Origin of the sequence: Cohaesibacter sp. ES.047, assembly GCF_900215505.1 — a bacterium.
Lineage (GTDB): Bacteria > Pseudomonadota > Alphaproteobacteria > Rhizobiales > Cohaesibacteraceae > Cohaesibacter.
The window spans coordinates 1,702,514-1,719,041 of sequence record NZ_LT907844.1; the positions used below are offsets into that span (position 1 = coordinate 1,702,514).

A 16,528-nucleotide genomic window follows, 5' to 3' on the forward strand; every position below is an offset into this window, starting at 1 on the left:
GTCGGCTAGGATTCGATGGTCAGTTCAATGTCACGGGTGGGGGCCAATTTGTAAATGGCATCGAGCGGTAACAAGGTCCGCCGGACAGGACGTGTTTTGATTGGGCAGGACCAGATGAGATCCGAGCCGGAGCGGGCGACGAGCTGTCCGTTGATCGGCTGGTTTGCGCCGATCTGCATATGCTTCATGCCGAGGGATTGGTCGTTCGATAGGCTGCAGACGGAGAGGCGTTGCGGCAGGATGAATTTCAGCGCAGGGTCTTTTGCAATCAACCTGATGGGAGGCTGGTTTTCGCTGAGTGTGCCGGACAGATCCGCAAGGATATGCTTTGCTGTTGCCACGCCTTCGCGCCAGCAGAAGCCGGAGGTCTCAACCGGGCGCAGCAGGTTCCCGGCCGAGAAATAGGCGGGATCGGAGCTGCGTCCGAATTGGTCGATGATCGGCCCGCCGGAGCCGGGATCCACCTCGATCGGGCTGTGGCGCAATAGGGCGGCTTCCGGGCGGAAGCGGCCGGAGACAATGACCCCGTCACATTCGATCCGGTTGGGGGTGCCGTCAGGAGCTGTGAAGCTGATGGCTTCAACCGTCTCGCTGCCATGGATGTATGGCTGCTTGATGCCGGTATGCAAGGCGATGCCATTCAGGGTCAGATAGGGTTGCAACATGCGCTGGGCAATCAGGCCGGCAGTTTCCTCGATCATGGCAACAGGCTTGATGCCCAAGTGGCGGCAGGTGTTGATGGCCGAGAAGGACACGAGCTCGGAGCCCAGAATGACTGGACGGGAGAAGGGTTTTATGCCCTTGAGATAAACGAGGGACTGGAGCGCTGCGGTGGACAGAACGCCGCTGACGCGATCGCCGCTGATGAAGCGCTGGGCGCGGCTGCTCTCGCGCACGCCGGTGGCAAGAACGACGCGGCTGGCCTCAAGTCTGGACGGTCCGTCATTGGTCGTGATGTCGAGCGCCCCGCCTGCATGAAGCTTGGTGACCGTTGTGTCTGTGCGGATGTCGACGCCCAGTTTGAGCGCTGCTTCGACATTGCGATGCGCATAGTCCGGGCCTTTGAGGAGGCGTTTGTATTCGCGCAGGCCGAAGGGGTAGTGGCCGCAATGGCGAGGGATGCCGCCGGCCTCCGATTCCCGTTCCAGAATGATAACGCGGGAGACGCCTTCTCGTTTGAGTTCGCTAGCGAGAGCAAGGCCAGCGGTGCCGCCGCCGACGATGGCGACGTCGCATTGTTCGGATTTCTGTGGAGCGTCAGTCATGGCTGCCTCCTTTGTCGGAGGGATCTGTTTCGATTGGCGCTGTGCCGGGGAAGGGGTGCTTCAGCCGTCCTTTTGTCATGGCGGTAAGCTCGGCGGTGCAATAAAAACCCTGACAGCGCCCCATGGTTGCGCGCGTCCGGCGTTTGAGCCCGGAAGGACTGTTGGGAGGCAAGGGGCCATCAAGGATGCGGTTGATTTCGCGGCGGGTTACCAGTTCACAGTGACACACGATGCCGCCGTTGCCCTCTTCCTGCCAGTCTCGCGGGTGGTAGTTGGACAGTCGGTCGAGCGTGGGCGAGGCCGGATCACTGATTGTCTCGCCTGAAAAGGTGTCGGGATCCAGTTTGCCCGAGACATGGCTCGCAATGCCGAGGGCGGCGGTAAGGCCGGTTGAGCGGATGCCGCCAACACTCACATAGTTGCGGTCTGAGTGGATTGTGATCTGAAAGTCCTGAAATTCCGAGGCTGGTCTGAGGCCCGCATAGGCGGTCGTGACTTCGCACTGTGCCAGATCCGGGATCATCTCGATGCCCCGGTCGCGCAGCATCATCAGGGTTTGGCGTTCGGTGGAGGCGTCGGTGCGGCTTTGCTGGTCCTCGGCTGTCGGGCCGACCAACAGATTGCCGAAGATTGTGCGGCAGATGACGATGCCTTTGGTTTTCTTGGTCGGGACCGGCAAGAGGATCGCGGATGCCAGATCGGAGGCGACCTTGTCAAAGACGACGAATTGTCCCTTGCGCGGAGTGATCGTGAAGTCGTGTTGCCCAAGGAGGGTTTCGTCAACCCGGTCGCCATAAAGGCCGGCGCAGTTGATGACCTGTCGGGCCGAGATTGTGCCGTGGTTGGTGTCGAGGTGCCAAAGATTTTCGGTGAAACGGCCACCCGTAACCTCGGTGTCCGTGAGAAGCGTCGCGCCATTGAGGACTGCCTGATGGATGTAGGCATGTGCGGACGTCCACGGATCAATGAGATATTCGCGTGGGACTTCGAAGCCGCCCAGCAATTTGTCCGAGAGATGCGGCTCGCGCTTCAGGATGTCCTCGCGGCTGAGCATCTTGACGTCCATGACGCCGTTCTTGTGGGCCTTGTCGATTAGTGAGGGCAGGGTTTCAAGCTGGGTTTCATCCCATGCCAGAACCAACGCGCCGCTCTTCAGGATCGGCAATCCCATTTCTTCGGCAACGGTGAGATATTCGGCGTGGCCAGCCTTGACGCATTGCTGCTCCTGTGACCCCGGTGGGGCGTCGAACCCGGTGTGCAGGATGGCGCTGTTGCCCTTTGAGGCGCCGGACAGGACATCAGCACCCTTTTCAATCAGAACGACGCGCGCGCCATCAAGGGTCAAGCGACGCGCCATGGCGCACCCCACCACGCCAGCCCCGATGATGGCGACATCGTTCGTCGTCTCATGCTCGGGGCTGGTAACTGCGGTGGGTGTCTCGGTTGCTGTCATTGATGGCTGCTTTCGCTTGTCTTGGGTCTGCTGTGTTCGGCGAGCATATCCTCAGCCTGCGTTGTGCGGCAACCGAAATATTGCAATTCTTGGAGAATCAACAAAGTTATTTCAATGGTATTTATTTATTAAAACGCTGTAATTAATTGTGAAATTAAAATTATTTTTGATATGAACAAATATTGTGCAGGATTGCGATGGCCGTTTGGGATTTCACAGCGCAATCATTAGGCTGCGGTTTCCGATCATGCATGGCTCCTCTAGATGGGTGTGTCGGGTTGGCTTGCTGTGTGGGTTCGCCGGACGGCGCAATGTTGGGACGGATGAGAAAAATGCTCAAATGGCCGCTTGCATTTGCCGGGTGGAGGCTGTGAATATGGGGCACCGAAAACAAGGAATGATATCAGTGAGCGAACCGAAGCCTTCGATCCGGCCCAGCTATCGCCGGGCCGCCATCCGGGATCACATCGAGAAACGCGGTTCAGCGACCATCGAAGAGCTGGCCCAGAAATTCAAGAGCTCGACCGAGACCGTCAGGCGCGATCTCAAGGTGCTGGCTGATGCGGGGCAAATTCGCAAGATCCATGGCGGGGCCTGCCGGATCGATGTGAGCGAGGAAGGGCCGTTTGAAGCGCGCATGGGGCGGAATACTCTGGCCAAGCAGGCCATTGCCGAGAAGGTTCGCTCGCTCGTTGCGCCCGGTCAGACGCTGTTTATCGATACCGGTTCAACCACGCTGATCTGCGCCAAGGTGCTGGCGCGCATCCGCAAGCTGCGCGTTGTGACCAACTCTGTTTTGATTGCCGATGTCTTTGCCAAGGGGAGTGGTGGTGCGGATGTCACCCTGCTCGGCGGGCGGTTTCGCAGCGATAATCACCAGACAGTTGGAGCGGAAACCGTGCAGGAAATTCGCAATTTTCAGCTCGATCATGCCATTCTGACCGTGGGGGCAATTGATCAGGATGGATTGCTTGATATCTCCGAGGAGGAGGCGCAGGTCGCCCGTGCCATGATCCGCTCTGCGCGGGATCTGACCGTCGTTGCGGATCTCTCGAAGCTGCAGGCGCGAGGGCAGTATCGACTGTGCGGATTTGAGGATGTGACCAATCTGGTGCTGGACGAGGCGCCCAATGCCGCCTTTGCCCAACGGGTCGCCGAAGCAGGCGTGACCCTCTATTGATCAAACATTTGGCAGGTCTGCCTAGATTCGATGCTTGTCTATAAGCCTCGGGCGGAAGCATACTGTCGCCATTCCTTTTAAAGGCCCGTCCGGATCGGTTTGATCGCTGGATAGCCGCCAATGCCCGACCGAAAGCAAGATTATGGTCCAATATGCAATCACACTGGGTGGTGAGCGCCATCTTTTTCCGGATCTCAAGAGTCTGATGGCGGTGGCGTCATCGCCCAAATCCGGAGATTATCTGGCAAGGGTAGGTGCGCCTTCCAACGAGAAGCGCGTTGCAGCCCGGTATTGTCTTGCCGATGTGCCGCTCAAGACCTTTCTTGAAGATCTGCTCGTGCCCTATGAAAGCGATGAGGTTTCGCGCCTTATCATCGATGATCATGATGCCGAGGCCTTTCAGCCGGTGTCGCACATGACGGTCGGGGCGTTTCGTGACTGGTTGCTGTCCTATGAGGCGACGCCATCCAAACTCAAGGCACTTGCGCCGGGGCTGACGCCGGAAATGGTGGCGGCGGTTTCCAAGATCATGCGCAATCACGATCTCATTGTTGTGGCTGACAAGATGGAAGTGGTCACCGCGTTCCGAACGACGGTTGGACTCAAGGGTCGTTTATCAAGCCGCCTGCAGCCCAATCATCCGACCGATGATCCTGAAGGGGTTGCTGGGTCGACGCTGGACGGGCTGCTCTACGGGGTGGGGGATGCGGTCATTGGCATCAACCCGGCAACGGACAACCTTGAAGCCTGCACTCGTCTGATGGTGCTGTTTGATCGGTTGCGCGAGAAGTTCGACATCCCCATGCAGTCCTGCGTGCTTACCCACGTCACCACCTCCATTGAGGCGATGGAGAAGGGCGCGCCGCTTGATCTGGTGTTCCAGTCGATTGCTGGCAGCGAGGCGGCGAATGAGGGTTTCGGGGTTGATCTGAAGGTGCTGAAGGAAGGCTATGATGCAGCCCTTGCCATGAAGCGCGGCACTGTGGGCGAGAATGTGATGTATTTCGAGACCGGGCAGGGCAGTGCGCTGTCTGCCAATGCCCATCACGATGTGGATCAGCAAACCATGGAGGCGCGGGCCTACGCGGTTGCACGTCGATATAAGCCCCTGCTGGTCAATACCGTCGTCGGGTTCATTGGGCCAGAGTATCTGTTCGATGCCAAGCAGATCATCAGGGCGGGTCTTGAAGACCACTTTTGCGGCAAACTGCTCGGCGTGCCCATGGGTGTTGATGTCTGTTACACCAACCATGCCGAAGCCGATCAGGACGATATGGATAACCTGATGGTTTTGCTCACCACCGCGGGGGTCAATTTCCTCATTGCGGTTCCGGGTGCGGATGATGTGATGCTCAATTACCAGAGCCTTGCCTACCACGATATTGTCAGTCTCAGGCATCAGTTCAATCGCCCGCCTGCGCCGGAATTCGAGGCGTGGCTGAAGGCTATGGGGATGCTTGACGACAGCGGTCGTCTCGCGCCGATGTCTCTGTCCAGCCCGACGTCCAGCAAATTTCTTTCCTACAAGGTGGCCAAATGAGCGATCTGATTGAGCTTGATCCTTTCCGTCGTTTTCGTGATGTCACCCGCGCCCGCATTGGTCTTGGTCGCACGGGCGATGCCATCCCAACGAAGGCTGTGCTCGACTTTCAGCTGGCTCATGCGCGGGCGCGCGATGCGGTGCATGGGCAGGTGGATTTTGCCGCCATGGCCGCGCGTCTCGCGCCGCTTGAGGTGCTTGAGTTGCGCTCAAGGGCTGGGGATCGCATGACCTATCTGTCACGCCCTGATTTGGGGCGGGAGCTGGATCCGGCGTCGTTGGAAAATGTCTCTGAGGGGCCGTTTGATGTGGCGTTCGTCATTGCGGACGGGCTATCCGCCTCTGCTGTTGAGGCGCATGCCGAGGCCGTTTTGAAAGCCAGTCTGGCGTTGCTTGGCGATGTGTCCGTTGCGCCCATCATTCTTGCTGAGCAGGCGCGCGTTGCCTTTGGTGATGAAGCGGCCGAGGTGCTTGGTGCCAGACTCGTTGTGGTGCTGGTGGGAGAGCGTCCGGGGTTGACGACGCCAAGCAGCCTTGGTGCCTATCTGACGTATGGGCCGCGCAAGGGACGGCTCGATAGCGAGCGCAATTGCATCTCCAATATCCATGATGATGGACTGTCTCACGAGGCGGCTGCACACAAGATCGCGTGGATTGTGTGCGAGGCCCTGCGCCTAAAACTGACCGGTGTTGCGCTTAAGGAAAACTCACCCGAGGCCGGATTGCTGATCGATGGATCGGATTCCGATTAGGTTATATTTTCCAATGCTTTAATTCTCTTTTAGAGCTTTTTCTTGTGTCGAATCCATGCTCTTTGGGACCGCGCTTTTGGGGGTGTGGTCGCGGTGGCGTCTTTTTGGACATCGGAACAAATCTCCTCATCAAGCATTGTTTTACCGAGAGCGACGAGCTTTGAGAGACCTTTTCGGTTTGGCTGTCAGCTCGTTGGAAACAAGTTTGGATTGAAGGAGTATTGATGATGAAACGCGCATTGAAACTGCTGGCCGTTGCTGCCGTTCCGGCCATGTTGATGGGACAGAGTGCTCAGGCCGAGGGCGTCGAGCGAGTCGAGGTTGGTCGGCTTGATTGCGCTGTCAGCAGTGGCGACGGATTCATTTTCCAGTCCACCAAGGATCTGTCCTGTACCTTCCATCCCGCCAATCCCGATGCTGCCGATGAGCCCTATTTTGGCGTCATCAATAAATGGGGCCTCGATATCGGGAAATCGGAGAATGGTGTGATTTCCTGGTTGGTGTTGGCACCGACCAAGGATGACTACCGTCCCGGTGCTCTGGCTGGTGATTATGCCGGTGTGAGCACGCAGGCGACGGTCGGGGCCGGTGTCGGGGCCAATCTGCTACTTGGTGGCTCGAGCGAGACGATTGCCCTGCAGCCGCTGAGTGTTTCGACCCAGACGGGCCTCAACTTCGCACTGGCTGTCAGTCAGATCGAGCTGCGTACGGCTGTTGACTGATAAGCGGACCTAAACCAGCGACACACCCTTGATCGGGGACGATGCAATCGTGAGGACCGGCTTGACCTGTCCCTTCATCGTCCCCAACCCCTTTTCCAAAAGGAGCTCACGCACCATGTACGGTTATAGCCTTCTTGGCCTTCTTATTCTGATCGCCGATATCTACGCCATCATCAAGACCCTGCAGAGCGGGGCAAGCACCGGAGCCAAGTTGCTCTGGGTCCTCGGCATCCTGATCTTCCCGGTTATTGGCGTGATTGTCTGGTATTTTGCTGGCCCCAGTGGCGGGCGCAGCGTTAGGATTTAGTCTTCTCGCTGGTTTCGAGCGGGATGATGATCTCGACTGTCAGGCCGTGATCTTCATAGCGCCGCTCGATTTTACCGTTCAATTCGCCGACGATATTGGCGTCAATCAGTTTGGTCCCGAATCCCTTGTGGGTCGGGGCCTCTATTCTTTCTGCGCTTTTTTCCTCCCATAGGAACGTAAGAAGCCGTTTCTTGCCTTTGATCATTACGTTCCATTTCACCTTCAGCACTTCCTTGGCTGTGGAGACCGCGCTGTATTTCAACGCGTTGGTTGCAAGTTCGTGGAACGTCAGGGCAAGTGCCTGAGAGGTGGTTTCGTCCAGTTCAACTTTCGGCCCCGATATGCGGTTCTTTATGCCATTTTCTCCCAGAACCTGCTCAAGCTCCTTGGCGAGTAGATCTGACAGATCGGCGCGTTGCCAACGGGAGCGCGTGAGAGCATCCTGAGCGTTCGCCATGGCCTGTAGGCGGGCGTTGAAAGACTCGGTGAAGTCATCAATGGTATCCGAGTGGCGGGCTGTCTGGCGGGATATTGCCAGAATGCGGGCAATCGAATTCTTGATGCGATGCTTCATTTCCTGAAGCAGCAGTTCCTTCTCCTTCAAGTTCTTTTCCGTCAACGCATGCATTGCATGTGCTGTCCTGACTGCGCGCAGTTGCGAATGGGTGATCCATGCGAGCATGCCGGCAAGCAGTAGGAACATGACAGCCGAAACGTAGGGCGCCAATGTTTCAAGATCCCACTTGGTGGCCTTGCGTATCCGGACATCCAGAACCCAGGTTCTGCCAGCCACGTCCAGTGAGCGCGTCTGGCTTAAGTCGAGATCGAACAGGGCGTCATCATCGTAGGTGGAGGACTTATAGAGCACGGGTGTGTCTTTTTCGTCGTCTCGGGCGAGGACTGAAACGGGAATGTTCAGTGACTGCTCAAGTGTCTTTTGAAACAGGTCGCCGGCCCTGAATGGTGAGTAGATGAGGCCTCTTGATGGCTTTGTGAAGCTGTATGGCGCGCGCTTTATGTCAGCATTCTGATCCTTGATATAGGGAAGATAAAGCAGGAAGCCTGCCTGCTTTTTAGTTGAGATTTCCTGGACCAGTTCAACCGGAGCCGACGCGGTGACATTCTTGCTGGCAAAGGCCTTGCGAATGGCGTTGCGCCTGACCTCATCGGAAAACATGTCATAGGCGATGGCAGCTTTATTGCGCACATCCATCGGTTCGAGCAATACGATCGGCGTGCGATAATCCTGATCTGTTTCGGGCCAGACGGCAACGTCCACATCATAATAGAGCTGAAGTATGGTGTTCAGGGAGTCTTCGTGTCTGGTTTCGATCCATTCGGCAAAGCCTATGCCCTGAAGGCCTGGATATCGCTCGTTTATGTCGAGGCCCTGAACGATCTGGTGAAAGCGCTTTGCGTTGATTCGACTGGGGCTGGCCTGAAAAAAGGCATTTGTTGCCCTCATCAGCGCGACGCATTCATCAAGCCGTGTCGAGATCTGATTGACGGTTTGGTCTGCGTAGTCCTTTGCTCTGAGATCTTGGTTGGTTTTGGCGCCATTGTGAAGCGTGAGGGTTACGCCTGATCCAATAATCAGGATCGTCGAAAAAACGATGGGGGCAATCAGTCTGTGCATGTTTTGGTTTTTTTATCCAGTTCTGGGCGTAGATTTTCGACGCCTTACCAGATGAAGGATTATAAAACCAGTTTCCCATGGATACATACTAAATTTTGATTTATGGGGCTTTTATCCAAGCAAAAGTGGTACGTATAAGTCCTGTTTTGCGTATCCATACGGTTAAATGATCGTAGATTGTACCTAGGCTTTGCTGCCAAACGTTTTGTGTTTCTTTTAAGGAACCAATCTGTTTGAGAGACGTTTACAGTATGAAGGGGAGAAAAAGACCCCATTGAATAAGTTTAACTCCAAGAAAGGGAGACTAATCATGAATTGGAATCAGGTCGAAGGCAACTGGGAACAGTTTAAAGGCAAGGTTCAGGAACAATGGGGCGAGCTGACCAATGATGATGTGGATGTCATTGCTGGTAACCGCAAACAGCTGGCTGGCAAGATTCAGGAGCGTTATGGCAAAGCCGAAGATGAAGCTGAACGCGAGATCGACAGCTGGATCGCCCGTCACTGACGGCCATGTCTTTAAAGACTTTTAAAAAGCGGAGCCCTCTTCGGGGCTTCGTTTTTTTGTGTCCTGTTTCTTGGGGGCTCTGTATTTTCGTTGCCTCGCCTGTTTCCTCCCTTTGCGCTTTGGCCGTGATCCGGCTCAGCCAATCGGGGGGCGGCGGGTAGGCATACAAAAAAAGCGGCTCTGCAATGATGCAGAACCGCTTTTTGTGAGAGCGATGGCCTTGGGGGCTGTCGTTCAATTTGTCTTATCGACCTCTGAGCAGATGAGCGAAGAGTGAAAGGACAAGAAAGGCCAAGAACAGGAAGAATAGAATTTGAGCTATCCCTGCTGATGCGCCTGCAATCCCACCGAATCCGAGTACACCTGCGATAAGGGCGATGATAAAGAATACCAAAGCATAATAAAGCATGTCGTTTCTCCTTTTCATGTGTCTGTATAACGCGAGGAAAGGAGAGTTGGTTCCACTCTTTATTATTTAAATTTGGTCGTTGTTCGTGCTGTCAAAAAAGAGAGCCTGACTGATCAGTGCTTTCACCATGTCAGCGTTGAATGGTTTGGTGACGAGGAACGTTGGTTCGGGGCGTTCGCCGGTCAACAGGCGTTCTGGAAAGGCCGTGATGAAGATCACCGGGATATCGCTGTCCGAAAGGATGTCGTTGACAGCATCGATGCCTGAAGACCCATCGGCGAGCTGAATGTCGGCAAGAACCATTTTCGGCTTGTCGCTGTTGTAGAGCTCGATTGCTTCGGTGTGGGTGCGGGCGATGCCGGTGACCCGATGGCCAAGGCTTTCGACCATTTGTTCGATGTCCATGGCGATCAGAGGCTCGTCCTCGATGATCATGATGTCGGTTGCAACCTGAGAGGAGATTTCCTCCGAGGCCTTGTTGATCAGAGCACCGATCTCGTCTTGCTCGAGATCGAGAATGGCAGCGGTTTCTTCCGCCGTGAATTCCTCGATCGACGTCAGCAGAAAGGCCTGTCGCGCCTTGGGCGAGACCATCTGCAGATTGCGTGCAGCGCGACTCTCCCAGGCATAGGGCGAGTCTGCTGTGGGAACATCCACGTGCGCGCTGTCATAGATCTGAGTGAAAATCCTGAAAACCGACACGCGATCATTTCCGGTTTCGGGGAAGAGAGTAACGTCGGCGATTAACGCCTCCAGTGTGGCGGCGACATATGCGTCGCCAGAGGTCTGGGATCCTGTCACGGCACGAGCGTAACGACGAAGATAGGGGAGATGTGCAGCGACACGGGTAGAGAGCGTCATCCGATAGCCTTTCCTTGATGGCAGATTTTACCAAGAATTGATTGCTCAATATTCTGTGATAACTCTTTACATTGCAAAATGTTCCGATGGCAGGGAACATTTTTGCGAACAAGGCGTTATTATAACAAAACTGCGGCAATTCTCTGATCTTAATGGTGTCACATATGACAAGAAATGAAACGAAACAGGTGGATCCCGGTGCGGAGGCTGGCTCTTTGGGGCAGGGGCTTCGGTCGAATGACGAGTGGAATCCCAATGATGCAATCTCGCAAAAACTCAAGGCACTTTACACCCGTACCGAGCAGGAGGCGATTCCTGACCGATTTCTAGACCTGCTGGAGCAGCTCGACGATGCAGAACGAGCGGCCAAAAAAGTCAGCAAGGGGTAATTTCATGCAGCATGATAAAAGCTTCAAGCGCGAAATGCTTGCGGTTCTGCCAAGCCTTCGCGCTTTTGCGATGTCCTTGTGCGGCAAGCAGGATCGCGCTGACGATCTGGTTCAGGATACGGTTATGAAAGCCTGGGCCAAGCAGGAGAGTTTCGAAGCTGGCACCAATATGCGAGCATGGCTCTTCACAATCCTTCGCAATGAATTCTACAGCCAGATGCGCAAGGCTGGACGGGAAATTCAGGACAGCGAGGGGACCTTCACCAACAATGTTGCAACCCAGCCGACCCAGCACGGCATGATGGATATGCATGACTTCCGCAAAGCCCTTGAAGAGCTTCCGGACAATCAGCGTGAAGCCATCATTCTGGTGGGAGCGTCTGGTTTGTCTTATGAAGAAGCTGCTGAGGTTTGTGATTGTGCCGTCGGGACAATCAAGAGCCGGGTTAATCGCGCCAGAGCAAGGCTGCAGGAGCTGCTGGCGCTGGATGAAAACGGCAATTACCAGCCTGACGAGTCCGCTGCCTCAGTGATGTCGCAGGCCTTTGTGAGCTGATCTCACACGATTTTATCTTCTGGTTTTCTTCTGGTTTATTGAAAAGCCCCCGGATGGTCATTGTCAGGACATCCGGGGGCTTTTTCTGTTTAGTGGCCAGTGTGCTGATGCCTGTCCTGATGCCGCGCTGGTTGGGTTCTAGTTCAGGACCAGCAGGGCCGCGTTGAGATAGGTGGCAAAGCCCACCCAGAGCAGATAGGGCGCAAACAGGGCGGCCGCGATTGGAACGCGCCTGCTTGCGCTGATAATGAAGAACACGATGGTCGCAAGCAGTGCGATGATCACGAACAGACCCAGTGTCAGGCTGTGCGCGGAGAAGACAACCGGGCTCCAGACAAAATTGAGCAGCATCTGCAATCCCCAGATCGGCATAAGCTTGCGCACGTGATCGGATCGGAACACCTCGGCTCCGGCGAGCCCGATGAGGACGTAAAGCAGGGACCAAACCGGTCCGAACAGCCAGGACGGGGGTGTCAGGCTGGGCTTCGCTAAGGCCTGATACCAACTGCCCGGCAGATTGGTTGCCCCGATGTAAAGCCCGCCACCAAGCGAGATGGCAACAAAGACGCCGATTGTGATGATTTTTTTTCTGGTCATTCGTCCGGATAAATTCTGTTGCGGGCGCTGCCTGCAATTGTCAAAGCAAAGGGTTCGAGCGCAGCTTAACCCATCATGGCGGTTTGGAAAGTAAAAAGACACCTCTCCCGCCGCGCACTCGGGCGGAAAAGGTGTGTAAGGGCTATGGTGCGGGCATCGCCAGAGCTGTCGGCTCGTTTTAGTCTGTCGCGATGGCGCGCAGCATCCAAAGCGCCTTCTCGTGGAAGGCGAGACGAGCTGTCAGCATGTCCTCGGTTACCACGTCGTCGTGATCGCCGGCAATCGATGCCGCACGGCGCATGGTGCGAACCAGATCTTCGTGCATTGTGATCAGGTCCACGATCATGTCATAGGCCTTGCGCTCCTTGATGTCGCCGCTTTCGGGGACAAAGGTATCGAAGCTCACCTGTTTGACAGGGGCGAGGCTGTCGAGGGCGCGGATGCGCTCGGCGATGACATCGGCTGCTGCGAACAGATCGTTGTAATGGTCTTCGGTTAATTCGTGCAGGGACTTGAACAGCGGTCCGACCACATTCCAGTGATAGATGTGACTGATGATGGTCAGCTTGTAGGTGCCGCCGAGAATGTCAGACAGCGCCTCGGATATATCCTTGCGGTAGGTCTCATCAAGGCCTGTGTTGATTGCGGTGCTGTGTGGTTGAATTTGCAGAACTGCCTGTGAAGTGGACATTTTCCTTTCCTTCTTGCTCACTTGTGAGTCAATGCGTTGAAGTGCTGGGGTGGTCGCCGGTTACAGCTTGCCGCGTGTGATATAGCTGGCGGCAGCAAATCCTGCTCCGAGCGCGAGCATCAGAAGCGGCGTTGTCGTCACCTGGCCCAAAAGGGCGCTGGTTGCTGCTGCTTCACGATTTTGTTCTTTGATTATCGCTCTGCGAATCTGGCGCAACCTTCGGCGCCTCAGCACGTAGATCAAAATCCCGCCCCCCATCAGGAAGGCAAACGCTCCCATGATGAGTGAGGCAATGATGGCACCCAGCTGCTGCTCGAGAACGAGAAAGATCGCGAGCGTTGCAAAGCCAGCGCCTACCAGGCATATCAAGCTTGCCAGACCGAAGAGCAGACCGTCTTCGGCCTGACTACGGACCTGAGCTTTGATGCCCGGAGCCAGCATGTCAGCCAGGTTTTTTACAAAGGCATACATGGTCTATTTGCGGCTCATCAGACCCACAAGCAAACCAACGCCAGCGGCGATGCCAATGGCTGCGAGCGGTTTCTTGCGAATCTCGAGCATCACCTTGGCTTCAGCGCGACCAAGTTCCTTGTTGGCGTCGGTCAGTGCTTCGGTTGCCTTGTCAGCTGCGGTGAGAGCTGAGGCTTTCGCGCGATCCTGAAAGCGGATCACGTCTTCAGAGCCGCGCTTGGCAAGAATCTGGCTGATGCCCGCGATGTCTTTGCGCAGTTGATCAATCTGTTCATTGATTGCTGCATCAGAAGTGCTGTCGGTCTTGGTCGTCTGGGTAGATTTGTTGGCTACAGCCATGGTGCAATCTCCTTCGTTTTGGCAATTACGTTCGTTCCGTTCGATGACAAACCAATGCGAACCCATCGCCAAAGGTTCCGAGAAATCGCGAAGATTTTTCTTAGAAATTTTTGGAACCATCCGTAGCCTTGCGCGTTCAAGACCATAATGAGTGTCTCGCTCTCTGGCATGTGTCTCCACTCCGAGGAGATCCTCTTGCAGGGGTCTTTGTATTGGTGAGTGGCATTGCCTGAAGGGCGCAGCACAAAAAAGAATGATCGAGCTGTGGGCAGTATTTATGGAAAACCAGATTGAGACACTTAATCAGAATGTGAACGCGGCGGTCACGACCCTCAACGGTTTGACCGAGGGCTTTTTTGCCCTGTTGCCTCAGGCGGCTATCGCACTTGTCGTTCTGATTCTGATGGTTGTTGTTGCATCCATCATCAAGCGGATCGTTGTGCGCGTCGTCACCATGCGCGCCTCATCGGGGGTCGGGGTAGCATTGGGGCGGATTGCCTATACCCTGACGATTTTTGCCGGGCTTCTGTTTGCGGTTGCAATCATCGCTCCAAGTATTGGCGCCGCCGAATTGTTGCAGGTTTTGGGCGTTGGGTCGGTTGCCATTGGCTTTGCCTTTCGGGATATTCTGCAGAATTTCCTCGCTGGGCTTTTGTTGCTGCTGCGCCAGCCCTTCTTTGAAGGTGACTGGGTCAAGTTCGGCAGTCACGAAGGCATCGTCACGGAGATCTCGACCCGCTCGACCTGGATCAAGACGTTTGACGGGCGGGATATTGCCATTCCAAATGGAGAAATCTTCACCAACTCGCTTACGGTCATGACCCGAGATCCGATGATCCGCAGCGATTACGAATTTGGTATCGCCTATGACGCTGATATTGGACAGGCAAAGACCGTGATCCTTGAGGCTGCCAGAAAGGTGAAGGGCGTTTCAGAGGAAAAGGGGCCCGATATCGGTGTTTCGGACCTTGCGGCTTCATCTGTCAACTTGCGCCTTCGTTGGTGGACCACAACGGATGATGTCTATGGTGCGAAACTTGAAATGTTGCAGAAGGTCAAGGAAGCCCTTGATGCAGCCGGCATATCCATTCCATTTCCTCATCGGCAGCTGATCCTGGAGGACGCGGCTTTCGAGGTCATTTCCAATCGTTCCGACGCACCTGTTGCGTCGGCTTGAGTAACAACACCCACGCGTTCAGACAGAAAATGACCAGTCCCGACGTTTTGAATGAAAAACTGACCCCCCTATTGCAAGATAAGGCCCGGCTTCGCACTGTCCAGCAGATTGCGGAGCTCGGCGTGTCTTCAGATCCCGATTTCGACACGGCTATCGATCTTATCAAGGCCAAGTTCGGAGCTGAAGCGGCCTTTGTTGCCATCATTGATGAAAGCGAAGTCCACTATCAGACGATATCTGGCGAGTCTTTGCCGGATGGCGAGGCGCTTGATGGTATCGCACGGCTGAGCCTTGAGGGCCATTCCGGCCAGATGCTTTTGTCCGGCGAGGGCGAAGGCGTGAGCGAAGCCAGCGCCAAGATGGTGCTTGGTGTGCCTTTGAGCGTCGGAGGACAACGCATCGGTTCGCTGTGCCTGATCGGTTTGAAGCCCGAGCAGGAGAGAGCCGCTACAGACGTCGCCCATCAAGGCCTGATGGCGCAAGCGCAGTTTCTCAGTTCCCTGTTCGAGCTGAAGAGATCGGCACGCAAGAACGCCATGAGCGAGTTGCATTTGTCGCGTGCCAACGTGCGTTATGCGCTGGCGCTCAAGGCAGGAGGGATTGCGACCTTCAGTTGGGATCGTGAGGCGGACATCATTGAATGCGATGCATTGTCACTTGAGTTTCTTGATCTTGAGGGGGCATCGCAGATCTCGTCGCGTCGGGTGCTGCGCCAAATCGATCCAAAAGACCTTCATGCGATTCGGCACACAGCGGAGCAGTTGCTCGGCAGCGATGATGACGTGTCTTTCGAGTTTCGTGTTCGCACGACCGGGCGCTATCTTCTTGCCCTGTGTCATGTGATGGAAAGCGATGACGAGGGCAAGCCGCTCAAATTGATCGGTGTGGTTCTGGATCTGACGAACAGCAAGCAGTCCGAAGCAAAGATGCGGCTGCTACTCAGAGAGGTCAATCACCGGGTCAAGAACATGCTCGCGATGTTGCAATCGCTGGCCGGACAGACGCTGCGTCATTCCCAGACGCCCGAGGGCTTCACCCGCGCATTCTCTGGTCGTTTGCAGGCGCTTGCCAGTTCTCACAGCCTTTTGTCGGATCAGGAGTGGGATGATATCGAGCTGTCCAATTTGCTGCGCACCCAGATCAAGCCCTATGCCAGCCATTTTGACGAGCAGGTCATCATTGAGGGGCCTAGCTACACGGTGGATGCGGATGCGGCCATCGCGCTGGGGTTGGCGGTGCACGAGCTCGCAACAAATGCCATGCGTCATGGCGCGCTTTCGCGCCGGGAGGGACGCCTACATATCAAGATGCTCGTTCAGGGAGCTGGTGCGTCCGCGCGGTTGACCATCGCGTGGACAGAGCAAGGCGGGCCTGTTCTCGAGGAACAGGCGCACCGGCAAGGATTCGGCTCTATCCTGATCAAGCACAGTCTTGACAAAATCATAGGGAGCCGTGTTCGTATTCGGTTCGATCCGACTGGTGCTGTGGTGGAGTTTTCACTTCCTTTAAAGAAATAGAAAGGGTCTCGCTACCCGTTGTTGTTGGCTGTGATTATGGTTTGAGGAACAATATTCTGTCTGTTGCGTTTTGTATTTGAAGGGTTGGAAGAGTGCTTTTAGCCCAACGAAATTTATTTCGATTTGTTTGTTGGAATAGGAACGAACAGGAGAGACGA

At 55.4% G+C, this 16,528-nt stretch carries 19 protein-coding genes; 10 read left to right on the plus strand and 9 right to left on the minus strand.

The window, feature by feature from the left end; genetic code table 11:
* Positions 1-5: 5 nt before the first annotated feature.
* Together CPH65_RS07600 and CPH65_RS07605 are read right to left on the minus strand one after the other, a co-directional pair.
* Entirely contained in the window at positions 6-1,265 is a 1,260-nt protein-coding gene (locus CPH65_RS07600) for an NAD(P)/FAD-dependent oxidoreductase (protein ID WP_096172933.1), read from the minus strand.
* Positions 1,258-2,718, minus strand: a complete 1,461-nt coding sequence (locus CPH65_RS07605; protein ID WP_096172934.1) for an NAD(P)/FAD-dependent oxidoreductase — start codon at positions 2,716-2,718, stop codon at positions 1,258-1,260. The genes CPH65_RS07600 and CPH65_RS07605 overlap by 8 nt, the downstream gene beginning before the upstream one ends.
* 406 nt (positions 2,719-3,124) lie before the next feature.
* On the opposite strand from CPH65_RS07605, the gene CPH65_RS07610 reads away from it, so the two are divergent.
* From CPH65_RS07610 to CPH65_RS07630, 5 genes are all read left to right on the plus strand, one after another.
* Entirely contained in the window at positions 3,125-3,898 is a 774-nt protein-coding gene (locus CPH65_RS07610) for a DeoR/GlpR family DNA-binding transcription regulator (RefSeq protein WP_172891479.1), read from the plus strand.
* A gap of 142 nt (positions 3,899-4,040) precedes the next feature.
* Positions 4,041-5,438, plus strand: a complete 1,398-nt coding sequence (locus tag CPH65_RS07615; protein WP_096172936.1) for an ethanolamine ammonia-lyase subunit EutB — start codon at positions 4,041-4,043, stop codon at positions 5,436-5,438.
* On the plus strand, positions 5,435-6,190 hold the full coding sequence (eutC, locus tag CPH65_RS07620; protein ID WP_096172937.1) for an ethanolamine ammonia-lyase subunit EutC: 756 nt from the start codon (positions 5,435-5,437) through the stop codon (positions 6,188-6,190). Before CPH65_RS07615 ends, eutC begins: the two co-directional genes overlap by 4 nt.
* Before the next feature lie 227 nt (positions 6,191-6,417).
* Positions 6,418-6,912, plus strand: coding sequence for a DUF992 domain-containing protein (locus tag CPH65_RS07625; RefSeq protein WP_244574567.1), 495 nt, complete (start codon positions 6,418-6,420; stop codon positions 6,910-6,912).
* Between the two features lie 115 nt (positions 6,913-7,027).
* On the plus strand, positions 7,028-7,219 hold the full coding sequence (locus tag CPH65_RS07630; RefSeq protein WP_096172939.1) for a PLD nuclease N-terminal domain-containing protein: 192 nt from the start codon (positions 7,028-7,030) through the stop codon (positions 7,217-7,219).
* On the opposite strand, the gene CPH65_RS07635 is transcribed toward CPH65_RS07630, so the two are convergent.
* Positions 7,209-8,855, minus strand: coding sequence for a CHASE domain-containing protein (locus tag CPH65_RS07635; RefSeq protein ID WP_096172940.1), 1,647 nt, complete (start codon positions 8,853-8,855; stop codon positions 7,209-7,211). The genes CPH65_RS07630 and CPH65_RS07635 overlap by 11 nt on opposite strands.
* Before the next feature lie 310 nt (positions 8,856-9,165).
* Here CPH65_RS07635 and CPH65_RS07640 point away from each other — a divergent pair, with 310 nt between their 5' ends.
* A complete protein-coding gene (locus CPH65_RS07640; RefSeq protein ID WP_096172941.1) occupies positions 9,166-9,363 on the plus strand; it encodes a CsbD family protein in 198 nt (65 codons plus the stop codon).
* A gap of 244 nt (positions 9,364-9,607) precedes the next feature.
* Here CPH65_RS07640 and CPH65_RS07645 read toward each other — a convergent pair whose 3' ends face one another.
* Positions 9,608-9,772, minus strand: coding sequence for a DUF1328 domain-containing protein (locus CPH65_RS07645; protein WP_096172942.1), 165 nt, complete (start codon positions 9,770-9,772; stop codon positions 9,608-9,610).
* A gap of 66 nt (positions 9,773-9,838) precedes the next feature.
* On the minus strand, positions 9,839-10,633 hold the full coding sequence (locus tag CPH65_RS07650) for a response regulator (RefSeq protein ID WP_096172943.1): 795 nt from the start codon (positions 10,631-10,633) through the stop codon (positions 9,839-9,841).
* A gap of 164 nt (positions 10,634-10,797) precedes the next feature.
* Here CPH65_RS07650 and CPH65_RS07655 point away from each other — a divergent pair, with 164 nt between their 5' ends.
* Together CPH65_RS07655 and CPH65_RS07660 are read left to right on the plus strand one after the other, a co-directional pair.
* The gene (locus CPH65_RS07655; RefSeq protein ID WP_172891480.1) at positions 10,798-11,022 is read left to right on the plus strand and encodes a NepR family anti-sigma factor; all 225 of its coding nucleotides are present in this window, start codon (positions 10,798-10,800) and stop codon (positions 11,020-11,022) included.
* Between the two features lie 4 nt (positions 11,023-11,026).
* Positions 11,027-11,578 carry a sigma-70 family RNA polymerase sigma factor gene (locus CPH65_RS07660; RefSeq protein ID WP_096172944.1) on the plus strand — a complete coding sequence of 184 codons (552 nt, stop codon included), beginning with the start codon at positions 11,027-11,029 and terminating at the stop codon, positions 11,576-11,578.
* Between the two features lie 138 nt (positions 11,579-11,716).
* Here CPH65_RS07660 and CPH65_RS07665 read toward each other — a convergent pair whose 3' ends face one another.
* From CPH65_RS07665 to CPH65_RS07680, 4 genes are all read right to left on the minus strand, one after another.
* Positions 11,717-12,175: a TspO/MBR family protein gene (locus tag CPH65_RS07665; RefSeq protein ID WP_096172945.1), complete on the minus strand. Its 459-nt coding sequence runs from the start codon at positions 12,173-12,175 to the stop codon at positions 11,717-11,719.
* A gap of 178 nt (positions 12,176-12,353) precedes the next feature.
* Entirely contained in the window at positions 12,354-12,866 is a 513-nt protein-coding gene (locus CPH65_RS07670) for a Dps family protein (protein WP_096172946.1), read from the minus strand.
* Between the two features lie 60 nt (positions 12,867-12,926).
* Entirely contained in the window at positions 12,927-13,337 is a 411-nt protein-coding gene (locus CPH65_RS07675) for a hypothetical protein (RefSeq protein WP_096172947.1), read from the minus strand.
* Between the two features lie 3 nt (positions 13,338-13,340).
* The gene (locus tag CPH65_RS07680; protein WP_096172948.1) at positions 13,341-13,676 is read right to left on the minus strand and encodes a YqjD family protein; all 336 of its coding nucleotides are present in this window, start codon (positions 13,674-13,676) and stop codon (positions 13,341-13,343) included.
* Between the two features lie 277 nt (positions 13,677-13,953).
* On the opposite strand from CPH65_RS07680, the gene CPH65_RS07690 reads away from it, so the two are divergent.
* Complete coding sequence (locus CPH65_RS07690) at positions 13,954-14,853, plus strand: mechanosensitive ion channel family protein (protein WP_157747558.1); 900 nt, start codon at positions 13,954-13,956, stop codon at positions 14,851-14,853.
* A gap of 29 nt (positions 14,854-14,882) precedes the next feature.
* Positions 14,883-16,370: a sensor histidine kinase gene (locus CPH65_RS07695; RefSeq protein WP_096172951.1), complete on the plus strand. Its 1,488-nt coding sequence runs from the start codon at positions 14,883-14,885 to the stop codon at positions 16,368-16,370.
* Positions 16,371-16,528 lie beyond the last annotated feature (158 nt).

Bases quoted from the DNA above. Each gene is read 5' to 3' on its own strand.
- CPH65_RS07600 (WP_096172933.1), bottom strand. From the start codon at position 1,265: ATGACTGACGCTCCACAGAAATCCGAACAATGCGACGTCGCCATCGTC.
- CPH65_RS07605 (WP_096172934.1), bottom strand. From the start codon at position 2,718: ATGACAGCAACCGAGACACCCACCGCAGTTACCAGCCCCGAGCATGAG.
- CPH65_RS07615 (WP_096172936.1), top strand. From the start codon at position 4,041: ATGGTCCAATATGCAATCACACTGGGTGGTGAGCGCCATCTTTTTCCG.
- eutC (WP_096172937.1), top strand. From the start codon at position 5,435: ATGAGCGATCTGATTGAGCTTGATCCTTTCCGTCGTTTTCGTGATGTC.
- CPH65_RS07625 (WP_244574567.1), top strand. From the start codon at position 6,418: ATGAAACGCGCATTGAAACTGCTGGCCGTTGCTGCCGTTCCGGCCATG.
- CPH65_RS07630 (WP_096172939.1), top strand. From the start codon at position 7,028: ATGTACGGTTATAGCCTTCTTGGCCTTCTTATTCTGATCGCCGATATC.
- CPH65_RS07635 (WP_096172940.1), bottom strand. From the start codon at position 8,855: ATGCACAGACTGATTGCCCCCATCGTTTTTTCGACGATCCTGATTATT.
- CPH65_RS07640 (WP_096172941.1), top strand. From the start codon at position 9,166: ATGAATTGGAATCAGGTCGAAGGCAACTGGGAACAGTTTAAAGGCAAG.
- CPH65_RS07645 (WP_096172942.1), bottom strand. From the start codon at position 9,772: ATGCTTTATTATGCTTTGGTATTCTTTATCATCGCCCTTATCGCAGGT.
- CPH65_RS07650 (WP_096172943.1), bottom strand. From the start codon at position 10,633: ATGACGCTCTCTACCCGTGTCGCTGCACATCTCCCCTATCTTCGTCGT.
- CPH65_RS07655 (WP_172891480.1), top strand. From the start codon at position 10,798: ATGACAAGAAATGAAACGAAACAGGTGGATCCCGGTGCGGAGGCTGGC.
- CPH65_RS07660 (WP_096172944.1), top strand. From the start codon at position 11,027: ATGCAGCATGATAAAAGCTTCAAGCGCGAAATGCTTGCGGTTCTGCCA.
- CPH65_RS07665 (WP_096172945.1), bottom strand. From the start codon at position 12,175: ATGACCAGAAAAAAAATCATCACAATCGGCGTCTTTGTTGCCATCTCG.
- CPH65_RS07670 (WP_096172946.1), bottom strand. From the start codon at position 12,866: ATGTCCACTTCACAGGCAGTTCTGCAAATTCAACCACACAGCACCGCA.
- CPH65_RS07675 (WP_096172947.1), bottom strand. From the start codon at position 13,337: ATGTATGCCTTTGTAAAAAACCTGGCTGACATGCTGGCTCCGGGCATC.
- CPH65_RS07680 (WP_096172948.1), bottom strand. From the start codon at position 13,676: ATGGCTGTAGCCAACAAATCTACCCAGACGACCAAGACCGACAGCACT.
- CPH65_RS07690 (WP_157747558.1), top strand. From the start codon at position 13,954: ATGGAAAACCAGATTGAGACACTTAATCAGAATGTGAACGCGGCGGTC.
- CPH65_RS07695 (WP_096172951.1), top strand. From the start codon at position 14,883: ATGACCAGTCCCGACGTTTTGAATGAAAAACTGACCCCCCTATTGCAA.